21 protein-coding genes and 1 pseudogene are annotated in these 24,686 nt (G+C 72.7%); 19 read left to right on the plus strand and 3 right to left on the minus strand.

Annotated elements, in window-relative coordinates; translation table 11 throughout:
- Positions 1 to 30: 30 nt before the first annotated feature.
- From ACQEUU_RS14200 to ACQEUU_RS14285, 18 genes and pseudogenes are all read left to right on the plus strand, one after another.
- On the plus strand, positions 31 to 1,248 hold the full coding sequence (locus ACQEUU_RS14200) for an oxygenase MpaB family protein (protein WP_433065435.1): 1,218 nt from the start codon (positions 31 to 33) through the stop codon (positions 1,246 to 1,248).
- 8 nt (positions 1,249 to 1,256) lie between these two features.
- Positions 1,257 to 3,551, plus strand: a complete 2,295-nt coding sequence (locus tag ACQEUU_RS14205; protein ID WP_433065437.1) for a molybdopterin cofactor-binding domain-containing protein — start codon at positions 1,257 to 1,259, stop codon at positions 3,549 to 3,551.
- Positions 3,552 to 3,592: 41 nt separating this feature from the next.
- Positions 3,593 to 4,069 (plus strand): (2Fe-2S)-binding protein, encoded by a 477-nt coding sequence (locus ACQEUU_RS14210; protein ID WP_433065440.1) that lies wholly within the window; start codon positions 3,593 to 3,595, stop codon positions 4,067 to 4,069.
- Positions 4,070 to 4,411: 342 nt separating this feature from the next.
- Positions 4,412 to 4,930, plus strand: a complete 519-nt coding sequence (locus ACQEUU_RS14215) for a flavin reductase family protein (RefSeq protein WP_433065443.1) — start codon at positions 4,412 to 4,414, stop codon at positions 4,928 to 4,930.
- 17 nt (positions 4,931 to 4,947) lie between these two features.
- Complete coding sequence (locus tag ACQEUU_RS14220) at positions 4,948 to 5,859, plus strand: glutathione S-transferase C-terminal domain-containing protein (protein ID WP_433065445.1); 912 nt, start codon at positions 4,948 to 4,950, stop codon at positions 5,857 to 5,859.
- Entirely contained in the window at positions 5,856 to 7,175 is a 1,320-nt protein-coding gene (locus ACQEUU_RS14225; protein ID WP_433065447.1) for an NtaA/DmoA family FMN-dependent monooxygenase, read from the plus strand. Before ACQEUU_RS14220 ends, ACQEUU_RS14225 begins: the two co-directional genes overlap by 4 nt.
- The gene (locus ACQEUU_RS14230; RefSeq protein ID WP_433065450.1) at positions 7,172 to 8,323 is read left to right on the plus strand and encodes an LLM class flavin-dependent oxidoreductase; all 1,152 of its coding nucleotides are present in this window, start codon (positions 7,172 to 7,174) and stop codon (positions 8,321 to 8,323) included. Before ACQEUU_RS14225 ends, ACQEUU_RS14230 begins: the two co-directional genes overlap by 4 nt.
- Entirely contained in the window at positions 8,320 to 9,354 is a 1,035-nt protein-coding gene (locus ACQEUU_RS14235) for an LLM class flavin-dependent oxidoreductase (protein WP_433065453.1), read from the plus strand. Before ACQEUU_RS14230 ends, ACQEUU_RS14235 begins: the two co-directional genes overlap by 4 nt.
- Positions 9,351 to 10,469, plus strand: a complete 1,119-nt coding sequence (locus tag ACQEUU_RS14240) for an LLM class flavin-dependent oxidoreductase (protein WP_433065455.1) — start codon at positions 9,351 to 9,353, stop codon at positions 10,467 to 10,469. Before ACQEUU_RS14235 ends, ACQEUU_RS14240 begins: the two co-directional genes overlap by 4 nt.
- On the plus strand, positions 10,466 to 12,061 hold the full coding sequence (locus tag ACQEUU_RS14245; RefSeq protein WP_433065457.1) for an ABC transporter substrate-binding protein: 1,596 nt from the start codon (positions 10,466 to 10,468) through the stop codon (positions 12,059 to 12,061). Before ACQEUU_RS14240 ends, ACQEUU_RS14245 begins: the two co-directional genes overlap by 4 nt.
- Positions 12,058 to 12,963, plus strand: a complete 906-nt coding sequence (locus ACQEUU_RS14250; protein ID WP_433065460.1) for an ABC transporter permease — start codon at positions 12,058 to 12,060, stop codon at positions 12,961 to 12,963. Before ACQEUU_RS14245 ends, ACQEUU_RS14250 begins: the two co-directional genes overlap by 4 nt.
- A gap of 6 nt (positions 12,964 to 12,969) precedes the next feature.
- Entirely contained in the window at positions 12,970 to 13,761 is a 792-nt protein-coding gene (locus ACQEUU_RS14255) for an ABC transporter permease (RefSeq protein WP_433065463.1), read from the plus strand.
- The gene (locus ACQEUU_RS14260; protein WP_433065465.1) at positions 13,758 to 15,404 is read left to right on the plus strand and encodes a dipeptide ABC transporter ATP-binding protein; all 1,647 of its coding nucleotides are present in this window, start codon (positions 13,758 to 13,760) and stop codon (positions 15,402 to 15,404) included. The genes ACQEUU_RS14255 and ACQEUU_RS14260 overlap by 4 nt, the downstream gene beginning before the upstream one ends.
- Before the next feature lie 32 nt (positions 15,405 to 15,436).
- Positions 15,437 to 15,523: pseudogene (locus ACQEUU_RS14265) on the plus strand (LacI family DNA-binding transcriptional regulator); the annotation flags it as partial.
- A gap of 73 nt (positions 15,524 to 15,596) precedes the next feature.
- Positions 15,597 to 15,773, plus strand: coding sequence for a hypothetical protein (locus tag ACQEUU_RS14270; protein WP_433072027.1), 177 nt, complete (start codon positions 15,597 to 15,599; stop codon positions 15,771 to 15,773).
- A 247-nt stretch (positions 15,774 to 16,020) separates the two neighbouring features.
- Positions 16,021 to 18,297, plus strand: a complete 2,277-nt coding sequence (locus ACQEUU_RS14275; protein ID WP_433065468.1) for a cellulose binding domain-containing protein — start codon at positions 16,021 to 16,023, stop codon at positions 18,295 to 18,297.
- A 235-nt stretch (positions 18,298 to 18,532) separates the two neighbouring features.
- Entirely contained in the window at positions 18,533 to 19,324 is a 792-nt protein-coding gene (locus ACQEUU_RS14280; protein ID WP_433065471.1) for an AfsR/SARP family transcriptional regulator, read from the plus strand.
- Positions 19,325 to 19,334: 10 nt separating this feature from the next.
- On the plus strand, positions 19,335 to 20,444 hold the full coding sequence (locus ACQEUU_RS14285; RefSeq protein WP_433065474.1) for a DegT/DnrJ/EryC1/StrS family aminotransferase: 1,110 nt from the start codon (positions 19,335 to 19,337) through the stop codon (positions 20,442 to 20,444).
- A gap of 23 nt (positions 20,445 to 20,467) precedes the next feature.
- On the opposite strand, the gene ACQEUU_RS14290 is transcribed toward ACQEUU_RS14285, so the two are convergent.
- Genes ACQEUU_RS14290 through ACQEUU_RS14300 form a run of 3 tightly spaced genes read right to left on the minus strand, consistent with a single transcriptional unit; the run spans position 20,468 to position 23,222 of the window.
- Positions 20,468 to 21,451: an NAD-dependent epimerase/dehydratase family protein gene (locus tag ACQEUU_RS14290; protein ID WP_433065476.1), complete on the minus strand. Its 984-nt coding sequence runs from the start codon at positions 21,449 to 21,451 to the stop codon at positions 20,468 to 20,470.
- Positions 21,448 to 22,053 carry a dTDP-4-dehydrorhamnose 3,5-epimerase family protein gene (locus ACQEUU_RS14295; RefSeq protein WP_433065479.1) on the minus strand — a complete coding sequence of 202 codons (606 nt, stop codon included), beginning with the start codon at positions 22,051 to 22,053 and terminating at the stop codon, positions 21,448 to 21,450. The genes ACQEUU_RS14290 and ACQEUU_RS14295 overlap by 4 nt, the downstream gene beginning before the upstream one ends.
- A complete protein-coding gene (locus ACQEUU_RS14300) occupies positions 22,050 to 23,222 on the minus strand; it encodes an acyl-CoA dehydrogenase family protein (RefSeq protein WP_433065482.1) in 1,173 nt (390 codons plus the stop codon). The genes ACQEUU_RS14295 and ACQEUU_RS14300 overlap by 4 nt, the downstream gene beginning before the upstream one ends.
- A 168-nt stretch (positions 23,223 to 23,390) precedes the next feature.
- On the opposite strand from ACQEUU_RS14300, the gene ACQEUU_RS14305 reads away from it, so the two are divergent.
- On the plus strand, positions 23,391 to 24,650 hold the full coding sequence (locus ACQEUU_RS14305; RefSeq protein ID WP_433065485.1) for a methyltransferase domain-containing protein: 1,260 nt from the start codon (positions 23,391 to 23,393) through the stop codon (positions 24,648 to 24,650).
- The last annotated feature ends 36 nt before the right edge of the window (positions 24,651 to 24,686 follow it).

Below are 24,686 nucleotides of genomic sequence, written 5' to 3' on the forward strand. Positions count from 1 at the left end.
TCATCCGCGGCACGGAGAGGAGTACGGGCGATGACAGAACTGAGCAGGCGCAAAATCCTGATCTCGGGCGGAGCGCTGGGAGCGCTCGGCGCGCTCGGGATCACCGCTCCAGCGCAGGCGCGCGTCCAGGACTGGCCCTGGTCGCCCCGCGACTCGGTCGCGGGCTCCGGCACCGGCGCCGACCCGCGGTGGGTATGGGACGAGGAGGCCGACCCGCTGGTCGCCTCCCTGATCGAGCGCGGCGACGTGCCCGAGGTCAACCGCCTGCTGTGGGACTGGAACCGCAACGACCAGCCGTTACCCGAGGGCCTGCCGGCCGACCTGCGCGACTTCATGGAGCGCGCCCGTCAGCTGCCGTCGTGGGCGGACCGGGGCAAGCTGGAGACCGCGGCGAACTTCAACAAGTCCAGAGGGCTGTACCTCAACCTGCTCAACGGCGTGGGCGGCGGCATGCTGAGCACCGCCATCCCCAAGGAGGCACGGGCGGTCTACTACTCCAAGGGCGGCGCGGACATGGAGGACCGCGTCGCCAAGACCAGCATCCTGGGGTTCGCCGTCGGCGCGCTGAACGCCTACCGGCCGGACGGCTCGTGCGTGGTCGAGGCCGTGAAGACCCGGCTGGTGCACGCCGCCGTGCGGCACCTGTTGCAGCAGGTGCCGCCCTGGCCGTACGGCATCCCGATCAGCCAGGAGGACATGCTGGTCACCTGGCACACCCTGCCGACCTTCGCCATGCGCAAGATGCTCGAATGGAAGGTCCCGATCAGCGCCGCCGACTCCGCCGCGCACCTGCACGTGTGGCAGGTGACCGGGCACATGCTCGGCATCAGGGACGAGTACATCCCCGCCACCTGGGAGGCGGCCAACGCGCAGTCGGACCTGGTGCTGCCGCGCAACATGGGGCCGACGCCCGAGGGCGTGGCGCTGACCGACATCCTGCTGGACCAGCTCGCCGAGCAGACCAGCCCGTCCAGCATCAGCCGGCCTCTCTGCAACGCGCTCGCCAGGTATCTGGTCGGCGACCAGGTGGCCGACTGGAACGGCATCCCGCGCGAGCCGGTGTGGGACCCGCTGATCCGCTCCGCGTGGCCGAAGCTGGTCAGGTTCCGTGAAGGGCTCATCCCGCTGCCGCTGGTGCCGCAGGTCGCCTGGGTGATCGACGAGGCCATCCGGCAGTACATCATGTGGTTCCTCACCAAGGGCAAGGAAACCAAGATCGAAATCCCGACGACCAACCGCCCGAGCTGAGGAAGACGATGACGCAATCCACCGGCGAGGCGCCGGACAGAGGCATCGGGCGGCGGCGGTTCCTCGGGTACGTGCTCGCGGCCCCCACCCTGGTGGCCGCGGCCGAACTCGCCCCGGCGCCGGCCGCCGCCGCCCCGCTGCCCTCGGCGGCCCTCACCGAGCTGCTCGACCTCAACGACCTGATGACGGCGGCGGCGCTGCCGACCGCGAACCTCATCGCGGTCGAGGTCCGGCAGGACGGCACGGTGGCGTTCGCGCTGCCCCGGGCCGAGGTCGGCCAGGGCATCACCACCTCGACGGCCATGCTGATCGCCGAGGAACTGTCCGTGCCGCTGGACCGGGTGCGCGTCACGCTGGCTGACGCCCGGCCCGAGCTGGTGTTCAACCAGCTCACCGGCGGCTCGAACACCACCATCGCCACCTACGGCCCGATCCGGGTCGCCGCGGCCATCGCCAGGCAGCGCCTGCTGGCGACCGCGGCGGCCGAGCTCCGCACCGACGTCGCCGGCCTGACGATCGAGAACGGGACGATCAGGGACGGCTCCGGCCGGAGCCTCGACATCGGCGCGCTCGCGGTGAAGGCCGCGAGCGCGCGGACCGAGCGGGTCTCCGTGGAGCTCGCGCCCCGGTCGAGCTTCACCGTCATCGGCAGACCGCACAGCCGGGTCGACGCCCTGGACGCGGTGACCGGGCGCAAGAAGTTCACCATGGACCTCGACGTGCCGGACGCCAAGCCGACGATGGTGTGCCGCCCGCCGACCATCAACGGCACGGTCCGGTCGGTGGCCAACCTCGCCGAGGTCCGCGCCATGCCCGGCGTCACCGACGTGGTGACGATCGCCACCGGGGTCGCGGTCCGCGCCGAGACCTTCGGCCAGTGCGTCGACGCCGTGCGCGCGCTGCGGGTCACCTGGGGGCCGGGCACCGCGCAGGGCAAGTCCGACGCGAGCGTGCTGCGGGAGCTGGCGGCGGCGGAGCTGCCGATGGGTCTCAGGCCGCCGACCCCGGTGGTCGAGGGCGCCTTCACCTTCTACTTCCGCAGCAACAGCGCACTCGAACCCAACTGCGCGATCGCCGACGTGCGGGCCGACCGCGCCGAGATCTGGTCGTCGCTGAAATCGCCGATCGTCGCCCAGCAGGCCATCGCCGCCAAGCTCAGGCTGCCGGTGAGCAAGGTCACCGTGCACGTCACCGAGGGCGGCGGCTCCTTCGGGCGCAAGCTGTTCTTCGACGCCGCGCTGGAGGCGGCCGAGGTCTCCCAGAAGATCGGCAAACCGGTCAAGCTCATGTGGCACCGCGCCGACGACTCCCGCCAGGGCCGCACCCACCCGATGGCCACCTCGCGGGTTCGCGTTTCGTACCTGGGCGACACCGTGCTGAGCTACAAGCAGCGGCACACGAGCGTGTCCACGGACCTCGGCCACGGGCTCGGCGAGATCATCACCGCCCTGGCGGCGCGGCTGCCGGTGGGCGACATGGGGTTCGCGCAGACGTTCTTCCATCTGAGCCAGACGATGTCCTACCGGTTCGGGGTCAGCAGCCAGCTGCTCAACGAGACCGACAAGGACTTCAACACCGGCAGCATGCGCAACGTCTACTCGCCGGACGTCACCTGCGCCCGCGAGCTCATCGTCGACCAGCTCGCGGCGCGGATGGGCAAGGACGCCTACCGGTTCCGGCACGACTTCCTGCGGGACGACCGCTCCCGCGCGGTGCTGCAGAAGGTGGCCGAGGCCGGCGGCTGGGGCCGGTCGATGGCGCCGGGCACGGCCCAGGGCATCGCCTTCCACGCCGAGTACAAGTCCGTCAGCGCCGCGCTGGTGGAGATCGACTGCCGGCCCGCGACCGTCAACCGGCCCATCCGCGACGGCGTGACCGGCCCGCGCGTGACCCGGGTGGTGTTCGCCGTGGACGTCGGCCTCGCCGTGAACCCGCGGGGCCTGGAGGCGCAGATGATGGGCGGGATCATGGACGGCATCGCGCTGGCCCTGACCTCCAGCCTGCACCTGCGTGACGGCTACTTCCTGGAGGCGAGCTGGGACAACTACTTCTACACCCGCCAGTGGAACACCCCGCCCGACCTGCGGGTCATCGTCATGCCGAGCACGTCGGACGAGCCCGGCGGCGCGGGTGAGCTGGCCGTCGCCGCTTCCATGGCCGCGGTCGCCTGCGCGTACGGCCGCGCGACCGGGACGATGCCGACCAGCTTCCCGATCAACCACGGGACGCTCTCCTTCACCCCCAAGCCCACCGTCCCGCCGATCCCCCCGTCGCCCTCCGACGGCCTCGACCACGCCCGCTGACACCCCCCGCCGCAGCCCCCGCGCCCCGCAAGGAGATCCGAGTGCCCGAGCACACGTTCCGCGTCAACGGCGAGCAAGTGACCGTCAACGTCCCCGGCGACGTGCGCCTTCTGTGGGTCCTGCGCGACCTGCTCGGCATCACCGGGCCGAAGTACGGCTGCGGCATCAACGTCTGCAAGGCCTGCACCAGCCACCTGAACGGCAAGGCGGTCAACCCGTGCGCCATCCCCGTCGAGGCGCTCCAGCCGACCGACGAGGTGACGACCATCGAAGGGCTGGCGGCCACGGCCGGCGAGGACCTGCACCCCATGCAGCGGGCCTGGCTGGAGTACGACGTCGCCCAGTGCGGCTACTGCCAGCCCGGCCAGATCATGGCCGCGGTGGCGCTGGTCCGCCGCGTCGCAGCGGAGGGCCGCGCGATCACGGAGGAGGATCTCGACGGCCTGCGCAACATCTGCCGGTGCGGCACCTACGTGCGCATCCGTGAGGCCATCAGGGCCGGCGCCGAGGAGATGTGACGCCGTGCCCCCCGTCAGGGGCGGGGGGCACGGCGTCCCCGTGCGCCATTTTCATGTAAACCTAGTAGGAAATATTGACTTTGCTCTGACCGGGACCTAACGTCGAAGGCATGAGGCAGGGTCTCCTCCTGACCAGGCGCTCCCACGTGGATTTCTGCCACGTCGCCAGCGCGCAGTGTCGTTGATCACGCATCCGTAGCCGACCTTCCGTGCTCACGGCGCGGCCGAAGCCGCCCGCGCCCTCATCGACGACGTCTCTTCAGCCGCGCCCCCGGGCTCCCCGCCGGGGCGCCGCGCGAGCATGCCCTTCTCCCGTGAGGAGCTCCTGTGACCGTTTCACCCGTGACCGTTTCACCTGTGCCCGCCGGCCGGGCCGTGGAAGCCGGCCGGTTCAGGCGGGCGCTGGCCGTGCACGCCAGCGGCGTCGTGGTCATCACCGCCCAGAACGACGGCGTCCCCGTCGGGCTCACCGCCACCTCCTTCTCCTCCGTCAGCCTCGAACCGCCCCTGGTCTCCTTCTACGTGGACCGTTCCTCCACCACCTGGCCCCGGCTCGGCGCCGCCGACCACTTCGCGGTCAACATCCTGGCCAGCGACCAGGCCGACCTGGCGGCCCGGTTCGCCCGCAAGAGCGCCGACCGCTTCGCCGAGCCCACCCGCTGGCGGCCCGGCCCGCTGGGCGCCCCGCTGCTGCAGGACGTCTCCGCGCACCTGATCTGCCTGCCCTACGAACGCGCCGAGGTCGGCGACCACGTGCTGGTCGTCGGCCTGGTCGCCGAGGCCGACGTGCACCGCTCCGGCCGCCCGCTCCTCTACCACCAGGGCCGCTTCGGCCGCTTCCTGGCCCACCCCGACGCCTGAACCCCTGGAGAACCCCTGTGCCCACACCCACCCGGACGCGGGCCTACGCGAGCCCCGTCGACCACGTCGCCTACGGCCACTACGGTCCCGGCCGCCTGCACCTGTCACCCCAGTGGAACCGCCCGGTCTACCCGTTCCAGGGCCGGATCAGCGCCGACGGCTCCACCGGCTTCCGCGCCGAGCCCGGCCGCTACCACCTCTACGTCTCCTGGGTCTGCCCGTACGCCCACCGCGCCGCGATCGTCCGCAAGCTCAAGGGCCTGGAGGAGGTGATCTCGCTGTCGTACGTGGACGACGAGCGCGACGGGCGCGGCTGGGCGTTCCGTGAGCGCCGTGGCGCCGACCCGGTCAACGGCTTCACCCTGCTGGAGGAGGCGTACGAGGCCACCGAGAAGGGCTACGGCGGCCACATCTCGGTCCCGGTGCTCTGGGACCGGCGCACCGGCGCGATCGTCAGCAACCACTTCCCCGACCTCACGATCGACCTGGCCACCCAGTTCGAGCAGTGGGCCGGGACCGACGCCGACCTCTACCCCGACGCGCTCCGGCCGGAGATCAACAAGCTCAACGCCTGGATCTACCACGACGTCAACACCGGCGTCACCCGGGCCGTCCACGCCGTCACCGAGGCCGGCAGGGAACGGGAGCGGCGCGTGGTCGTCGCGGCGCTGGAACGGCTGGACGCCCTGCTGGCGGGCCGGCGATTCCTGACCGGCGACACGATCACCGAGGCCGACGTGCGGCTGTGGGTGACGCTGGCCAGGTTCGACCGCGAGCACAACCGCGGCCACCTGATCAGCGAGCGGGACCTGACCGGCTTCGAGCACCTCTGGGCCTACGCCCGCGACCTGTACCGGCGCCCGGCCTTCCGGGAGACGACCGAGGGCCTGCCCGCGATCTGGGACGAGCCGCACGGGCGGGACCGATGAGCCGCAAACAGGTTCACCTGGCGGCCCACTTCCCCGGCGTGAACAACACCACCGTGTGGACCGACCCCCGCTCCGGCAGCCAGATCGACTTCGCCTCGTTCGTCCACCTCGCCAAGACGGCCGAGCGCGGCAAACTCGACTTCTTCTTCCTGGCCGAGGGCTTACGGCTGCGCGAGATCAAGGGCCGCATCCACGACCTGGACGTGGTGGGCCGGCCCGAGTCGCTCACCGTGCTCAGCGCCCTGGCCGCGGTCACCGACCGGCTCGGCCTGGCCGGGACGGTGAACACCACCTTCAACGAGCCGTACGAGCTGGCCCGGCGCCTGTCCACGCTGGACCACCTGAGCGGCGGCCGGGCTGCGTGGAACGTGGTGACCACGTCCGACGCCTTCACCGGGGCGAACTTCCGCCGCGGCGGCTACCTCGATCGGGCCGACCGGTACGAGCGGGCGGCCGAGTTCGTGCGGCTGTCGCGGCGGCTGTGGGACTCCTGGCAGCCGGACGCGGTCGCCGCCGACCCGGAGACCGGCACGTTCGTCCGGCCAGGAGCCATCGGCCACGTCGAGCACCGGGGCGCGCACTTCTCCGTCGAGGGCCGGTTCACGCTGCCGCGCGGCCCGCAGGGCCACCCGGTGATCATCCAGGCCGGGGACTCGGGCGAGGGCCGCGAGTTCGCCGCCGCCCACGCCGACGTGATCTTCAGCCCGCACGGCAGGCTGGAGGAGGGCAAACGGTTCTACGCCGACGTCAAGCGCCGCCTGGCCAGGCACGGCCGTGAGCCGCACCAGCTCAAGATCATGCCGGCCGCGACGTTCGCGCTGGGCGACACCGCCGAGGAGGCCGCCGAGAACGCCGCCGCCATCCGCCGCCTGCAGGTCGGGCCGCAGACCGCGATCGCCTTCCTGGAACAGGTCTGGGGCCGCGACATGTCGGACCACGACCCGGACGGCCCGCTGCCCGACATCGAGCCGGACCTGTCGGAGGGCGTCTCCCTGGGCCGGGTGCCGATCAAGGACAGGGCCGCCGTCGCCGCCAAGTGGCGGGCGCTGGCCGGGGAGAAGGGCCTGTCGATCCGGGAGCTGGTCATCGAGGTGACCGGGCGGCAGACGTTCGTCGGCACCCCCGAGGGCGTGGCCCGGCAGCTCGACGCCTACGTGCAGGCCGACGCCGCCGACGGGTTCGTCCTCGTGCCGCACCTGACGCCCGGCGGGCTGGACGAGTTCGTCGACCGCGTGGTGCCCCTGCTGCAGGAGCGCCGCGTCTTCCGCGCCGACTACACCGGCGCCACCCTCCGCGACCACCTGGAGCTCACATGACGGTGCACCTCGCCGTGGCGCTGGACGGCGCGGGCTGGCACCCCGCCGCCTGGCGCGAGGCCCGCCCCGACGTCTTCTCGGCCCGCCACTGGGCGGGACTCGTGACCGAGGCCGAGCGGGGGCTGCTCGACTTCGTCACCATCGAGGACGCACTCGGCCTGCAGTCCACCCTGCCCGACGGCCCCGACGAGCGGACCGACCAGGTGCGGGGGCGGTTCGACGCGGTGCTGCTCGCCGCCCGGCTGGCGCCGCTCACCAGCCGGATCGGCCTGGTGCCGACCGCCACCACCACGCACACCGAGCCGTTCCACGTGGCCATCGGCATCGCCACGCTCGACCACGTCAGCGGCGGGCGGGCCGGCTGGAGGGCGCAGATCTCCGCGCGGGCCGCCGAGGCGCGGCACTTCGGCCGCCGCGGCCTCCCCCCGCTCGACCCGCACGCCTCCGACCCGTCGACCGAACCGCACGTGCGCGACCTGTTCGCCGAGGCCGCCGACGCGGTCGAGGTCGCCCGGCGGCTCTGGGACAGCTGGGAGGACGACGCCGAGATCCGCGACGTGACCACCGGCAGGTTCATCGACCGGGACAAGCTGCGCTACGCGGACTTCACCGGGCGGTTCTTCTCGGTCAAAGGCCCGTCGATCACGCCCCGGCCGCCGCAGGGGCAGCCGGTGGTGACCGCGCTCGCCCACTCGCGGCTGCCGTACGAGTTCGCGGCCGGCAGCGCCGACGTCGTGTACGTCACCCCGCACTCCGACGAGCAGGCCCGCGCCGTCGTCGAGGAGATCCGGGCGCTGTCGGACGAGCTCAGGATCTTCGCCGACCTGCTCGTCTTCCTCGGCCCGGACGCGGCGCGGCGCAAGGCACGGCTCGACGAGCTCGACGGGGCCGAGCTCGCCTCCGACGCCGCGATCTTCACCGGGACCGTGCGCGAGCTGGCCGACGTGCTGCTGGAGTGGCGCAGGGCCGGGGTCCAGGGGTTCCGGCTGCGGCCCGGCGCGCTGCCGCACGACCTGGAGCAGATCACCCGCGGCCTGACGGCCGAGCTGCGCGGACGCGGCGTCTTCCGGCACGCGTACGAGGCCGCCACCCTGCGGGGACTGCTCGGCCTGCCGCGCCCGGCCGGCCGCTACGCGGAGGCGTCATGAAATTTCTGGCCATCACGTTGATCGTCCACAACGACGACCGGTCGCCCACCGAGCGCTTCCGCGAGGTCGTCGAGAACGCGGTGCTGGCCGAGGAGCTCGGCTTCGACGGGTTCGGGGTGGGGGAGCGGCACGAGCGGCCGTTCATCTCCTCCTCGCCGCCGGTGGTGCTCAGCCACATCGCCGCCAGGACCTCCAGGATCCGGCTGTTCACCGCGGTGACGACGCTGAGCCTGCTCGACCCGGTGCGGGCGTACGAGGACTACGCGACGCTCGACCACCTGTCGGAGGGCAGGCTGGAGCTGATCATCGGCAAGGGCAACGGCGCGGCCCAGGCCCAGCTGTTCCACGTCACGCCCGAGGACCAGTGGGAGCGCAACCGGGAGGCGTACGAGCTGTTCCGCCGCCTCTGGCGGGAGGACAAGGTGACCTGGCAGGGCCGCTTCCGGCCGTCGCTCACCGAGGCCGAGACCTGGCCGCGGCCGCTGCAGCGGCCGATCCGCGTCTGGCACGGCAGCGCCACCAGCAGGGAGTCGGTGGACCTGGCCGCCCGCTACGGCGACCCGCTGTTCTCCGCCAACGTCACCCACCCCGCCGGCCCCTACGCCGAGCTGATCGACCACTACCGGGAGCGCTGGGCGCACTACGGGCACGACCCGGCCGACGCGCTGGTGGGAGCCGGGACCGCGGGCTACTACGCGGCCAGGACCTCCCAGGAGGCCCTCGCCACGTACCGGCCGATCTTCGACGCCCGGGTGGCGTTCCAGCGCGAGCTCGGCCTGCCGGTGGTCTTCCCCACCCTGGAGGACGCCATCGAGCGCGGCTCCATCCTGGTCGGCAGCCCGCGGCAGATCGTCGACAAGGTGCTGCGCTACCACAAGCGGTTCGGGCACGAGGTCATGCACCTGCACGCCGACGCCGACGGGCTCACGCCCCGGCAGCACCGGGACGCGCTCGAACTGTTCCAGGCCGAGATCGCGCCCGTGCTGCGCGCCGAGATCCCCAGCAGGCCGTTCCCCGGAGGTGCCGCGTGACGCTGTCCATCCTCGACCTCGCCCCGGTCGTGTCGGGAGGCACGGTGGGCGACGCCCTGCGCCGCACCCTCGACCTCGCCCGGCGGGCGGAGGGCTTCGGCTACCGCCGCTACTGGCTGGCCGAGCACCACTTCTCGCCCGGCGTGGCCGGCTCGGCCCCGGCCGTGCTGATCGCGCTCGTGGCGGCCGCCACCTCCAGGATCCGGGTCGGGTCCGGGGCCGTCCAGCTCGGGCACCAGACGCCGCTGTCGGCCGTCGAGCAGTTCGGCCTGATCGACGCACTCCACCCGGGCCGGATCGACCTCGGGATCGGGCGTTCCGGGCAGCGCCGCGCCGAAATCACCGCAGGTCCCGCCGCCGGTGCCGCCGCGGACCAGCAGGAGGCCAGGCTGGGGGACAGGGTGGTGGACGGGTTGCTGATCCCGCCGCCGTTCGACTGGTCGGCGCTCGCCAGGCGGCCCGAGCTCGCCCGGCAGGCCGCGCTCCTGCAGCAGCCGGGCGCGCGGACCCCCGACTTCGCCGAGCAGATCGACGACGTCCTGGCCTTCCTCGGCGGCACGCACCCGCACGCCCGCGCCGTGCCCGGCGAGGGCGCCGACCTGGAGGTGTGGATCCTCGGCAGCAGCGGCGGGCAGAGCGCCCAGGTCGCGGGGGAGCGGGGGCTGCCGTTCGCCGCGAACTACCACGTCAGCCCGTCCAGCGTGCTGGAGGCCGTCGAGGCCTACCGGGAGGCGTTCAAGCCCTCGGACGCGCTCGCCGAACCGTACGTGATCGTCTCGGCGGACGCGGTCGTCGCCGGGACCCGGGCCCGGGCCAGGGAGCTGGCCAGGGGGTACGGCCTCTGGGTGCGCAGCATCCGGACGGGCGCGGGCGCGATCCCGTACCCCACCGGCGCGCAGGCCGACGCCCACGCGTGGACCGACGCCGACCGCGAACTCGTCCGGGACCGCGTCGACACCCAGTTCGTCGGCGACCCCGGCGAGGTGGCCGAAGGGCTGCGCGTGCTGCGCCGCGTGACCGGCGCCGACGAACTGCTGATCACCACCATCACCCACGCCCACGAAGACCGCGTGCGCTCCTACGAGCTGCTCGCCGACGCCTGGAACCGCCCGTGAAGCGCATCGTCCCCGCCCTGCTGCTAGCGCTCGCCGCGTGCGGCGCGCAGCCCGCCCAGACCGCCCCGGCCGGCGCGCTGACCTGGGCCGTCGAGACCCAGCCGGTGACCCTGAACCCGCAGCTGTGGTCGCAGAACAAGGCCAGGCTGCTGGTGTTCAACCAGTTCGACGCGCTGCTGTCGAAAGCCGCGGACGGCTCGTTCGGGCCCTGGCTCGCCAAGGCCTGGACGGTGTCGGACGACGGGCTGACCTACACCCTCGACCTGCGCGACGACGTCACCTTCCACGACGGCACCGCGTTCGACGCCGCCGCCGTCAAGGCCAACCTCGACCAGTTCCAGGTGCCCGGCTACAACCCGGCCGTGGCCGCGATCCAGCTCAGGGCCTACGACAAGGCCGAGGTCGTGGCGCCGCACCGGGTGCGGATCACCCTCAAGGAGCCGGACGCGCTGTTCCCCGACTTCCTCGCCTCGCCCCTGGCCGGGCAGGTCTCGCCGAAGTCGCTGAAGAACGCCAGGGACCTCAAGTTCGGCGGGCCGGACCTGGTCGGCACCGGACCGTTCATCCTCGACCGGTACGTCCAGGGACAGGAGATCCACTACCGCCGCAACCCCGGCTACTCCTGGCCCCCGGCCGGAGCCGCCCACCAGGGCCCCGCCCACCTGTCGGAGATCACCTACCGGTTCCTGCCCGAGGCCGCGGTCCGCGTCGGCGCCCTCACCTCGGGGCAGGTGCAGGTCATCGAGGGCGTCCCGGCCACCGACGTCGCCCTGATCGAGCAGGACCCGGACCTCACCCTGCGGACCTCGCTCAACTCCGGCACCGCCTACGCGTACTACTTCAACACCTCCCACGCCCCCTTCGACGACCGGCGCGTACGGGAGGCGTTCCGCGAGGCCGTGGACGTGGACGCGGTGCTGAGATCGGTCTACCAGGGCACCGCCACCAGGGCGTGGAGCGTCGTCGGCAGCAGGAGCCCCTTCTACGACGCGAGCCTGGAGAGGTCCTACGGCGGCGACGCGGCCAGGGCCAACGCCCTGCTCGACGCCGCCGGGTGGAAGGACCGCGACGCCGAGGGCTACCGGGTCAAGGACGGCAAGCGGCTCACCGTGCGTGAGGTCGCCGCCGCCCCGTTCGTCCGGGACCGCCGCGACATCCTCGGCCAGGCCATCCAGGCCCAGGTCAAGCAGAACGCCGGCATCGACTTCCAGGTCAAGATCGTGGACCAGGGCAGCGCGCAGCAGGCCGTGGACGACGACGCCTACGAGGTGTTCGGCAACTCCCGGGGCGACTCCGACGCGGGCGCCGCGCTCAACCTCATCCTGCCGTCGGACGGCGCCATCAACCGCACCCGGTTCGCCGACCCCGAGGTGGACAAGTGGCTGGCCGCCGCCTCGGCCACCGCCGACCAGGCCGAAAGGAAGAAGCTCTACGCCGACGTCCAGCGGGTGGTCGTGGCGGACAGCGCCATCGTGTTCCCGCTGTACGTGCCCGCCGACCAGATCGCCGCCCACAGGAGCGTCCAGGGGCTCGGCTTCGACCCGGCGTCCGGCACCCCGGCGAGCGCCTACGACGTGCGGATCGACACGTGATCAGGAGACTCGGCGCGGGGCTGGCGGTGCTCTGGGCCGCCGCCACCGCCTCCTACGTCGCGCTGCTGGTGGCGCCGGGCGACACGGTCGACATCCTGATCGGCGACGGCGCCGACACCCCGGAGATCCGGGCCGGGATCACCGCCGAGTGGGGGCTCGACCGGCCCGAGATCGTGCAGTACCTGTCGTACCTCTGGCGGCTGCTCCACGGCGACCTCGGCCGCTCCTACCAGCTGCAGCGCGGCGTCGGCGAGGTGCTGGCCGGGCAGGTCGGGCCGACCGCGCAGCTCACCCTCGCCGCGGCGGCCACCGGCGTGGCGCTCGCGGGCGTCATCGCGATCGGCACGGCGGGCCGGGGGCGGTGGCCGCGCGCCGCCGCCTCGGCCGCCGAGCTGGTGTCGGTGTCGGTGCCGCCGTTCCTCGTGGGGATCGTCCTGCTGTCGGTGTTCTCGTTCACGCTCGGCTGGTTCCCCGTCTCCGGCGCGGACGGGCCGGCGGCCCTGGTGCTGCCCGCCCTGGCGCTCGGCCTGCCCATCGCTGGCGTGCTCGGCCAGGTGCTGCGCGGCGGGCTGGAACGGGCGCTGGAGCAGCCGTTCGCGGTGACGGCCAGGGCGCGCGGGCTCACCGAGCGCGCGCTGGTCGCCCGGCACGCGCTGCGGCACGCGCTCCTGCCCGCCGTGACGATGGCCGGCTGGCTCACCGGGGCGCTGCTGGGCGGCGCGGTGATCACCGAGGTGCTGTTCGGCAGGCCCGGCCTCGGCCAGGTGGCCATGCAGGCGGTGACCGGCCAGGACATGCCCGTCGTGATGGCCGTCGTGCTGCTGTCGGCCGTCGTGTACGTCACCATCAGCACGCTGCTCGACCTCGCCTACCGGGTCATCGACCCGCGGATCCGGAGCTGAGCGGCGATGCGCCTGTTACCCGTCGCCCTCCTCGCCCTGCTGGCGGTCGCCGTCGCCGCGCCGGGCCTGCTCACCGCGGCCGACCCCCTGGCCGCCGACCCGCTGGACGCGCTGGCCCCGCCCGGCGCCGCCCACTGGCTCGGCAGCGACCACCTCGGCCGGGACGTGCTGGCCAGGATCGTGCACGGCGCCCGCCACTCGATCAGCATCGGCGTGGGCGCCACCGGCCTCGCCGTGACCGCCGGCGTGCTGCTCGGCCTGGCCGCCGGGCTGTCGCCCAGGTGGCTGGACGAGGCGCTGGCCCGGACCTTCGACGTGCTGTCCACCCTGCCCGAACTCCTGCTCGCCCTGCTCATCGTGGCGATCACCGGCCCGGGGACCGTGAACGTGATCTTCGCGATCGCGGTCGCGCAGATCCCCGCCTACGCCCGCGTGATCCGCGCCCAGACCTTCGTGGTACGCCGCTCCGGCTACGTCGAGCAGGCCGTCACCTTCGGCCGCTCCCGCCTGGCGATCAACACCGGGCACGTGCTGCCGAACGTGCTCGGCCCGATCCCCGTCCTGGCCACCATCGGCCTCGGCCAGGCCGTGATCGCCAGTTCGGGGCTGAGCTTCCTCGGCATGGGGCCGCAGCCGCCCGCCGCCGAGTGGGGCGCGATGCTCTCCGAGGCCCGCAGCTACCTGCGGGTCGCCTGGTGGGAGGCGCTCTTCCCCGGCCTGGCCATCACGCTCACCGTCGTCTGCCTGACCGTCGTCGGGCGCCGCCTGCAACGCCGTTTCGAGGGGAGAACACCGTGACCTCGCTGGTGACCGTGGAGGACCTGCGGGTGAGCTTCGGAGGCGCCGACGTCGTACGCGGCGTCTCCCTGTCCGTGGCGCCCGGCGAGTGCGTGGCGCTCGTCGGCGAGTCCGGCTCCGGCAAGAGCGTCACCGCCCGCGCCCTGCTCGGCCTGGCCGGGCCCGCCTCGGCGGTGCGCGCCGAGGCGTTCCGGGTGGCCGGCCGGGACGCGCTCGCCTTCACCCCCGCCGACTGGCGGCGGCTGCGCGGCGGGTTCGCGGGCCTCGTCCTGCAGGACGCGCTGGTCTCCCTCGACCCGCTGCGCACCGTGGGCGCCGAGATCGCCGAGGTGCTGGCCACGCACGACGTGGTGCCCCGGAGCCGCCGCGCGGAGCGCGTCCTGGAACTGCTGGAGGCGGTGGGCGTGCCCGACCCCGCGACCCGGGCCGGGCAGCGCCCGCACCAGCTCTCCGGCGGGCTGCGGCAGCGGGCCCTGATCGCCTCGGCCATCGCCGCCGACCCTCGGCTGATCATCGCCGACGAGCCCACCACGGCGCTCGACGTCACCGTCCAGGCCCAGATCCTGCGGCTGCTCGCCGAACGCCGGGCCGCCGGCACCGCGCTGCTGCTGATCAGCCACGACTTGGCCGTGGTCGCCTCGATCGCCGACCGCGTCCTGGTCATGAAGGACGGCGGGATCGTCGAGGAAGGACCCACCCGGGACGTCCTCGCCGAGCCCGCCCACGCCTACACCCGCACGCTGCTGGCCGCCGTGCCGTCCGCCGCCTCCCGCGGCACCCGCCTCACCACCGGCGAGCCGCGCGGACGTCCCACACCCGACCGGTCCGCCCAGGTCCTCGCCGGAACCGGGCTCACCCGCTCGTACGGCACCCGCCGGGTCGTCGACGACGTCTCCTTCACCCTGCACGCCGGCGAGACGCTCGGCGTGGTCGGCGAGTCCGGATCGGGCAAGACCACGCTCACCCGGCTCGTACTCGGCCTGCTCGAACCCGACGCCGGCCAGGTCACCCTGCACCGGCGGCCGTGGAGCCACCGGCGCGAACGCGAGCGCCGCCCGCTGCGCCCGCGCGTCCAGCTCGTCTCCCAGAACCCGCTCGACTCCTTCGACCCCCGCCACACCGTCGGCCGCCTGATCGCCGAGCCGCTCCGCCTGCCCCGCGACGCCCGCCGCGAGCGCGTCCTCGACCTGCCGGCCCGCGACGCCCGCCGTGAGCGCGTCCTCGACCTGCTGGCCCGCGTCGGCCTGCCGCCGGAGACGGCCGCCCGCCACCCCCGGGAGCTGTCCGGCGGCCAGCGCCAGCGCGTCGCCATCGCCCGCGCCCTCGGCCCCCGGCCCGACGTGCTGGTCTGCGACGAGCCGGTCTCCGCGCTCGACGTCTCCGTCCAGGCCCAGGTGCTCGACCTGCTCGCCGACATCCAGGCCGAGTACGGGACCGCGATGGTCTTCATCTCCCACGACCTCGGCGTCGTCCATCACGTGGCCGATCGCGTCCTGGTCATGAAGGACGGCCGGGTCGTCGAGGAAGGCGACGTGGCGGAGGTGTTCGCCCGGCCGCGCCACCCCTACACACGCACGCTGGTGGACTCGGTGCCCCAGCCGGTCCCGTCCCCCCGCCGCCTCGACGCGGCGGGCGCCGCCTGACCGGACCCGCGCCCGCGACGAAGGGCTCGCCGATGGCCGTGAGCAACGTGCTCAACAATCCCGAGCTGGTCGCCGAGGAGACCCGGCGGCGCGTCCACGCGGCCATGGAACGCGTGGGCTACCTGCCGAACGACGCCGCCCGGCGGTTGCGGGGCGTGCCCAGCCCGCTGGTGGCTCAGCGCCTCGATCGAGGTGCAGCAGACCACCGAGCGGCACGCCGGGGTGCGCAGGGCCTTCCGCAAGCGGGAGCTCGGCCGGGTGGTGGCGGAGCTGCTGCTGGACGAGGCCCGGCCCGGTCACCGTCACCAGAAGCTGGTCTACCGGCCACGCCTGGTCGTCCGCGAGTCCACGGCCCCGCCCCGCCGGTGAGCGAACGCGCCCTCGTGAAAGGGGGCGCGGTCGGGTGAACGGGCCGGGTGCGGTCCGCTGTACGGGTGACTCCTCGAAAGTTTCACGAACCGGGGCCGGGTCCGGTCGAGGCATGTCGCCTCTGACCTGAAAGGTAACAACCCGGCCCTCGCCGAGGCGCTGAGGCGTCATTGACCGTTGATCAGGGGGTTCCTACCGTGAAGGCGCTCCGTCGTTCAGGGGATCCTCCACTCTGATTGGACGCTCGATGAAACGTTCATCCCGTTCGACCTGGCTCTGCGCGGTGATCGGCAGCACCGTGTGCCTGGCGGTCGCGGGCACGACCGGACTCCAGGCGTCCGCGGCAGCGGTGGCGTGCGAGGTCGACTACGTCGTCGCCACCCAGTGGCCCGGCGGATTCACCGGCGACGTGACCATCCGGAACGCCGGGGAGGCGATCAACGGCTGGCACCTCGACTGGTCGTTCACCGCGGGCCAGCAGATCTCCCAGGCGTGGAACGCCACCACCACGCAGAACGGCCCGGCCGTCAGGGCGGAGGACGTGGGCCACAACGCCGCGATCCCCGAGGGCGGCACCGCGAGCTTCGGCTTCAACGCCTCGTGGAACGGCTCCGCCAACCCGCCGCCCGTCTCGTTCGCGCTCAACGGCGTCACCTGCACCGGCGAGCCCACCCCGACCGTCACCCCGACCGTCACCCCCACCGTCACCCCCACGGTCACCCCCACGGTCACCCCCACGGTCACCCCCACGGTCACCCCCACCGTGACTCCCACGTCCGGCCCTGAGGGCGTCAAGCAGGCCGAGGACCTCGACCGCGGCCTGATCAGCGTCCGCTCCGGCGGCGGCAACCTGGTCTCCTGGCGGCTGCTGGGCACCGAGCCGCGCGAGACGTCCTTCGCCGTCTACCGCGGCGGCACCCGCGTCGCGACCGTCACCGGCTCCACGAACCACCTCGACGCCGGCGCCGCCGCCGACGCCTCCTACACGGTCCGCCCGATCAGCGACGGCGTCGAAGGCCCGGCCTCCGGGGCCTCGCTGCGGTTCGCCAACGGCTATCTGGACGTGCCGATCAGCCCGCCCAGCGGCGGCCACCACGCCAACGACGCCGGCGTCGGCGACCTGGACGGTGACGGCCGGCTGGACCTGGTGCTCAAGTGGGAGGCGAACAACTCCAAGGACAACTCCCAGTCCGGCGTGACCGACCCGGTCTACCTCGACGGCCTCACCCTGGACGGCACCCGCCTGTGGCGGATCAACCTGGGCCGCAACATCCGCGCCGGCGCCCACTACACGCAGTTCCAGGTCTACGACTACGACGGCGACGGCAGGGCCGAGGTCGCGATGAAGACCGCGGACGGCACCGTCGACGGCCGCGGCGCCGTCATCGGCGACGCCGGAGCCGACCACCGCAACTCCAGCGGCTACATCCTGTCCGGCCCCGAGTATCTGACCATGTTCGACGGCCGGACCGGCGCGGCGACGTCCACGGTGGCGTACGACCCGCCGCGCGGCACCGTCTCCTCCTGGGGCGACAGCTACGGCAACCGGGTGGACCGGTTCCTGGCCGGCACCGCCTACCTGGACGGCCGGCGGCCCAGCCTGATCATGGCGCGCGGCTACTACACCCGCAGTGTGATCGCCGCCTGGGACTTCCGTGACGGCCGGCTCGTCAAGCGCTGGACGTTCGACACCAACGCCTCCGGCAACGGCTCGTACGCGGGACAGGGCAACCACTCGCTCACCGTCGGCGACGTGGACGGCGACGGCCGCGACGAGATCGTGTACGGCGCCGCGGCGATCGACGACAACGGCGGCCGCCTGTGGAACGTCGGCTGGGGCCACGGGGACGCCGCCCACCTGGGCGACCTCAACCCCGCCAGGGCCGGCCAGGAGTACGTGAAGATCTCCGAATCGGCGAGCCGGCCGGGGCTGTACATGGTCGACGCCCGTAACGGCCAGGTGCTGTGGCAGACCGGTACCGGCTCGGGCTCCGACGGCGAGGGGCCGGGCCGCGGCGTGGCCGGGGACGTGTACGCCGGCAGTCCCGGCGCCGAGTCCTGGGCCGCCGGCGCCGGGCAGAACGGGCTGCGCGACACCGCCGGCAGAGTGGTGGGCCGGCAGCCGTCCTCGGCCAACTTCGTGTCCTGGTGGGACGGCGACCCGGTGCGCGAACTGCTGGACCAGACCCGGATCGACAAGTACGGCACCGGCGGCGAGACCCGCCTGCTGACGGCTTCCGGGGTGCACAGCAACAACGGCACCAAGGCCACCCCGTCGCTGTCGGGCGACATCCTGGGCGACTGGCGCGAAGAGGTCATCTGGCCCACCACCGACGACCGCGCACTGCGCATCTACAGCACGCCTCACGTCACCAGCACCAAGATCCACACGCTGCTGCACGACCCGCAGTACCGGGTGGCCCTGGCCTGGCAGAACACCGCCTACAACCAGCCGCCGCACCCGAGCTTCTTCATCGGCGACGGCATGGGCACGCCGCCCCGGCCCGACATCCATGTGCGCTGACCGTCACCCGCAACCAGGCCCCGGTCCGACAGCGCGGCCGGGGCCTGGTTCTTGTCAAAAGGCGCGGCCGCCATCAGGGCCGGATCGATTCTCTCGTTCGTAATCGTGAATTCCGCATGACCCGTGGGGGCGGAATTCACGACAACGCGTGCTCACGGCACTTACCGGCCCCCGGCGTCCTTGACATGGTGGAAAAGGTCAGCTCCGACACACATGTTGAGGGGACGCCGCTTCGATGGAGATCAAGGTACTGGGTCCGCTGGTCGCCCATGAGAACGGAATGTCGATCACTCCCATTCCGCGCAAACCCCGGCAGGTCTTCTCCCTGCTGGCATTGCAGGCCGGCACCATGGTCACGGTGCCGGCGTTCATCGAAGAGCTGTGGGGGATGCATCCTCCCGCCAGCGCCCTGTCGACGCTGCAGACCTACATCCTGCAGGTGCGCCGGGGGCTCGCCGCCGCGCTGGGCGCCAACTGCACCGACTCGGCCAAGGACGTCCTGACCACCTCCTACGGGGGGTACCTGCTGGACATCGACCCCGACGACGTGGACGTCAACCGGTACGAGCGCCTGGTGGCCGCGGGCAAGCAGGCCTTCGAGGCGGGCCGGTGGGAGCCGGCGTCCGAGCTGTTCAGCCAGGCGCTGGACATCTGGCGCGGGGAGGCGCTCGCCGACGTGCACGCCGGCCTGCGCATCGGCGTCGAGGTGGCCCGCCTGGAAGAGAGCAAGCTCGGCGTGCTGGAGGCGCGCATCGAGACCGACCTGCGGCTGGGCAGGCACGTGGGCCTGCTGGCCGAGCTGTCGGCGCTGACCGCCCGCTACCCGATGCACGAGAACTTCTGGGCGCAGTTCATGATCGCCCTGCACCGGGCGGGCCGGAAGAGCCAGGCGCTGGAGAACTTCATCAAGCTGCGCACGACGCTCGTGAACGAACTCGGCGTCGAGCCGTCAGCCCGCCTCCAGCATTTGCAGCAGGCGCTCCTGCGTTCAGATCCGAAACTGGACGCGGGCCGGGTCTTCGTTTGAGGAGGAGGTCGTGCCGACCTATGTATGGAATTACCTGACCGAATATCAGGAAGAACGCGCCGACATCCTGGACGCTGTGGAGAAGGTCTTCTCATCCGGCCAGTTGGTGCTCGGCGAGAGCGTGGCGTCGTTCGAGGCGGAATTCGCCGCCTATCACGGTGTCGCCCATTGCGTGGGCGTCGACAACGGCACCAACGCGATCGTCCTCGGACTCCAGGCGCTCGGCATCGGGCCCGGCGACGAGGTGATCACCGTGTCCAACACGGCGGCGCCCACGGTGGTGGCGATCGACGCGGTCGGCGCGACGCCGGTCTTCGTCGACGTCAGGGCTGACGACTACCTGATGGACACCGCCCAGATCGAGGCGGCGATCACGCCGCGGACCCGCTGCCTGCTGCCGGTGCACCTGTACGGCCAGTGCGTCGAGATGGCGCCCGTGCTGGAGCTGGCGGGGCAGTACGGGCTGCGGGTGCTGGAGGACTGCGCGCAGGCCCACGGCGCCCGCCACCACGGCCGGCAGGCCGGCACGATGAGCGACGCCGCGGCCTTCTCCTTCTATCCGACCAAGGTGCTCGGCGCCTACGGCGACGGCGGCGCCACGATCACCTCCGACGCGGGCGTCGAGGCCGCGCTGCGCCGGCTGCGCTACTACGGGATGGAGAGCCGCTACTACGTGGTCGGCACCCCCGGGCACAACAGCCGCCTCGACGAGGTGCAGGCGGAGATCCTGCGCCGGAAACTGCGCCGCCTCGACGCGTACATCGAGGGCCGCCGCGCGGTCGCCCGCCGCTACCAGGAGGGCCTCGGCGACATCCCCGGACTCGTGCTGCCCTCGCTCGCCGACGGCAACGACCACGTCTACTACCTGTACGTGGTCAGGCATCCCGAGCGTGACCGGATCATCAAGGCGCTGGAGGCGCACGACATCCGCCTCAACGTCAGCTATCCCTGGCCGGTGCACACGATGACGGGATTCGCCCATCTCGGCTACGAGGAGGGGCGGCTGCCGGTGACCGAGAAGCTGGCCGACGAGATCTTCTCGCTGCCGATGTACCCGTCGCTGCCGGTGGACACCCAGGACAAGGTGATCACTGAGCTGCGTGCCGTGCTGGGCGCCTGACCGCCCGGCGGGGGCGGCCCTCCTCAGGCCGTCCCCGCCGCGCGCGACCCAGCGGCGGCCCCAGCGGCGGCCCCCGCCGCATGCCCCGCCGCCTCTCCCGCCGCCTGCCACATCGCGTGCACCGACTCGCGCAGGCCGATGCGCGGCTCCCACGACAGCGCGCGACGCGCCAGGCCGATGTCGAGCCGGGTCCAGTCGCCGCCCTTGCTACGGACCTCCCGGCCGAGCAGCTTGACCCGGTCGCGGGGGAAGCCGGAGGCCTCGATCAGCCAGTCGACCAGTGAGCCGATCGGCACCGCCTCACCCCTGCCGAGGTTGACCACCCGGTCGTCGAGCGACGCCGTGGCCGCCCGTACGATCGCGGCCGCGACGTCGCGTACGTCGATGAAGTCGCGCCTGGCGTCGGCCACGCTCAGCTCCAGCACCTCGCCCGCCGCCAGCGCCCGCTCGACGCGGAGCATGAGGGCGGCGAGGAAGCTCTCCTTCGGCGGGTGCGGCCCCGACATGTTGGCCGCACGCAGCACCACCGCGTCGAGGCCGCGCCCGGCTCCCGCCAGCACGGCCAGCGACGTCGCCAGCTTGGTCTTCGCGTACGGCGTGACAGGCCGGGGCACCGTGTCCTCGCGCAGCAGGGTGCCGTACGGGACGGGACCGTACTCGTGCACCGAGCCGACGTGCACCAGCCGCGGCCGGTGCGGCGCCAGGGCGAGCGCTTCCACCAGCCGGTCGACCAGCCTGATGTGCGAGTACGTCATCTCCTCGGCCGTGTCGCCCCACCCGCCCGCCGCGTTGACCACGGCGTCGGCCCTCGGCTCGGTGAACAGCGCGGCCAGGTGCCGCGGCTCGGCGGCGGTGACGTCCAGGGCCGCGAACGGGACGCCGGCCAGGTGCGGAGCGGCGGACCTGGCCACGGCGAGCACGTCCCAGCCGTGCCCGGCGAAGGCCGCGCACACCTGCCGGCCGACGCTGCCGGTGCCGCCCAGCACCACGACGCGCGGGTAGCTCATGACCACAGCCTCCGCTCCACGGTCCGCGAGGCCCGGTAGCCGGGCAGCAGCCCCGCCCGCCGCGCCTCCTCCAGCGTCGGGGCCGCCCGGTCGCGCTCGGACAGCAGCGGCCGGTCCCACGCGTCGGGGATCGGCAGCCCCAGCGCCGGGTCCAGCGGCGACAGCGCCAGCTCGTTGTCCGGGATGTACTCCTCGGAGAGCATGTAGGCCATCACCGTGTCGTCCTCCAGCGCGATGAAGGCGTGCCCCACCCCGACGGGCAGGTACGTGCACCGGAACTCGTCCGGGTCGAGCAGCGCCGACTCCCATCTGCCGTACGTCGGCGAGCCCACGCGGATGTCGACGACGATGTCGAGCGCACGGCCGCGCGGGCAGTAGACGTACTTGGCGGTGCCCGGCGGGGTGGTCGTGTAGTGGATCCCGCGCACCACGCCCCGGCGGGACCTGCTGTGGTTGGTCTGCCGGATCGGGAACAGGTCGTGGCCGACCGCCGCCTCGAACGCGGTGTGCTGGAACGGGGAGACGAACAGGCCACGATCGTCGGGGAAGACCTGGGGCACGAACTCGTAGGCGCCTTCGACGGCCAGCTCGCGGGCCTTCATCGCAGCGCCTGACCGCTGAGGTAGTCGACCCCGTCGGCGTAGTTGTAGGGATGCATGAACCCGCCCGCCCTGACGTTGCGGTAGATCCGCGACAGCGGGTGGGAGCCGGTGTAGGCGATCCCGCCCACCACGCTCAGGCAGTCGTCCACGACGTCCACCGCGTGCCGGTTGACCAGCATCTTCGCGTACTGGAACGGCGTCATCATGGCCCGCCCGCGCTCGGCCGGGTCGCCGCTGTGGTCCTCCGCCAGCCGGTCGGCGTTGTCCAGCGCGGCGGCCACCGCGCACCGCATCGCGTACAGCCGGGTGTCGATCTCCGCGAGCCTGGTCAGCACGGCGGGCGCCGCCCGGCCGCGACCGCGCACGTGCGCCACGGCGAGCTGCCGGGCGGACGCGGCCAGCGCGGTGTAGATCCCGAGCATCGTGATCGAGCTGACCGTCTGGCCCGCGAGCGCGGCGTCGTCCTGCTCGCCGACGGGCCCGCGCGGCAGCACGTGCTCGGCGGGCACGGGGACGTCGTCGAAGGCGATCTCGACGGTGCCGGACGAGCGCATGCCCATCCCGTCCCAGTCGTCCCCCACGGTCAGGCCGGCGCTGTCGCGCGGCACCACCGGGGCCGCCATCCGCACCGGCCCGCCGTTCTCGTGCACCTGCGCCGAGACCACGAAGTGGGTGGCGATCGGCGCCATGCTGACCAGGGTCTTGCGCCCGGTCAGCGTGTAGCCGCCGTCGCCGTTCCTGGTCAGCACGGTGGTCCGGCCCATGTCCTTGACCGCGCCGCAGACCACGGCAGCGCCCGTGGCCATCTGGCGCAGCAGGCCGGCGGCCAGCTCGCGGGAGGCCGGCGGGCCGTGCCTCCACTCGTAGGTCAGCGTCAGTCCCCGGCTGAACTGCATGTGCAGGGCCAGCGCCACCCCGGCGTCGGCCTGGGCCACCTCGCCCAGCGCGACGGCGACGTCGTGCATGGAGGAGACGCCCAGCCCGCCGTGCTCGGCCGGCACGGTGGCGCCGAGCACCCCGTCCTTGCCCAGCCGGTCGAACAGGTGCGCGGGCAGTTCCGCCGCGCGGTCGTGCGCCTCCGCCTCCGCCGCCAGCACCGGGAGGTGGGGGCGGAGAAGTTCGAGGAGCCGCCGTCCCTCAGGGGTCACGGGCGCTCGCAGGTCTGCCATGGTCGCTCCGTAGGCTCGTCGGGTGGGCCGTCGGGATCAGCCTGGGCGACGGCGCTGGAGAAGCGGTCCCGGGCGTGTGGTCCACCGGCGCTCCAACCACACTCCAGTGCCACCCGCTGTGCTGGAAGGCAGCCCAGGCGCTCTGTCGCCGTTTCCGCGGAATCCACCATGGAGCCCGATGTGAGCAAATCCGATGTGAGCAAGTCCGATGTGAGTAAATGTCGCGTCTGTGCGGGTGAAGTGCGGAAATTCTTCGACTTCGGTACGCAACCGCTGTCCGACGCCTTCCTCACCGAGCGAGAAGCGGACCAGGCCTTCCACTTCCGGCTGGCCGTGGGGCTGTGCACCGCGTGCACCATGGTGCAGCTGCTCGAAGAGGTGCCCAGGGAACGCATGTTCCACCACGACTACCCCTACCACTCCTCCGGCTCTCGGCACATGCGGGAGCACTTCGCCCAGACCGCCCGCGAGCTGCTGGCCACCGAGCTGACCGGCCCCGACCCGTTCTGCGTGGAGATCGGGTCCAACGACGGCGTCATGCTCGGCGTGATCAAGGACGCCGGCGTGCGTCACCTGGGCGTGGAACCGTCGGGCGGGGTCGCCGAGCTGGCCAGGAAGGACGGCGTCCGGGTCCGCACCGACTTCTTCGAGGAGTCGACCGCCCGGCTCATCGCCGCCGAGGACGGCCCGGCCGACGTCGTCTACGCGGCCAACACCATCTGTCACATCCCGTACCTGGACTCGATCCTCCGGGGGGTGGACATCCTGCTCCGCCCCGGCGGCGTGTTCGTCTTCGAGGATCCGTACCTGGGGGACATCGCCGAGCGCAACACCTTCGACCAGATCTACGACGAGCACTTCTACCTGTTCACCGCCCGGTCGGTGCGGGGCGTGGCCCGCCGGTTCGGCTTCGAGCTGGTCGACGTCCGGCGGCTGCCCGTGCACGGCGGCGAGGTGCGCTACACCCTCGCCCGCCAGGGCGAGCGGGAGGTGAGCCCCGCGGTCCCCGCGCTGATCGAGGAGGAGGCCGGGCGAGGGCTCGCGGAGCTGGAGACGCTGGAGAAGCTCGGCCAGGGCATCGACCGCATCTGCGCCGACCTCGTCGCGCTGCTGGAGGACCTGCGCCGTCAGGGGCGCAGCGTCGCGGGATACGGCGCGACCGCCAAGAGCGCGACGGTCACGAACTACGCGGGCATCGGCCCGGAGCTGCTGCCGTGCGTGTACGACACGACCCCGGCCAAGATCGGGCGGCTGATGCCCGGCTCGGGCATCCCGATCAGGGCGGCCGGCGAGTTCTCCCGGCCGTACCCGGACTACGCGGTGCTCTTCGCCTGGAACCACACCGACGAGATCCTGGCCCGGGAGGCGGAGTTCGCCGCCCAGGGCGGCAAGTGGATCGTCTACGTCCCCGAGGTGCGCGTCCTGTAGCGGGGTCCCCGCCTCAGACGTGCTGAAAAGGGGAGA

The sequence above is a fragment of the Nonomuraea sp. CA-218870 genome (assembly GCF_050936535.1).
Lineage (GTDB): Bacteria > Actinomycetota > Actinomycetes > Streptosporangiales > Streptosporangiaceae > Nonomuraea > Nonomuraea corallina.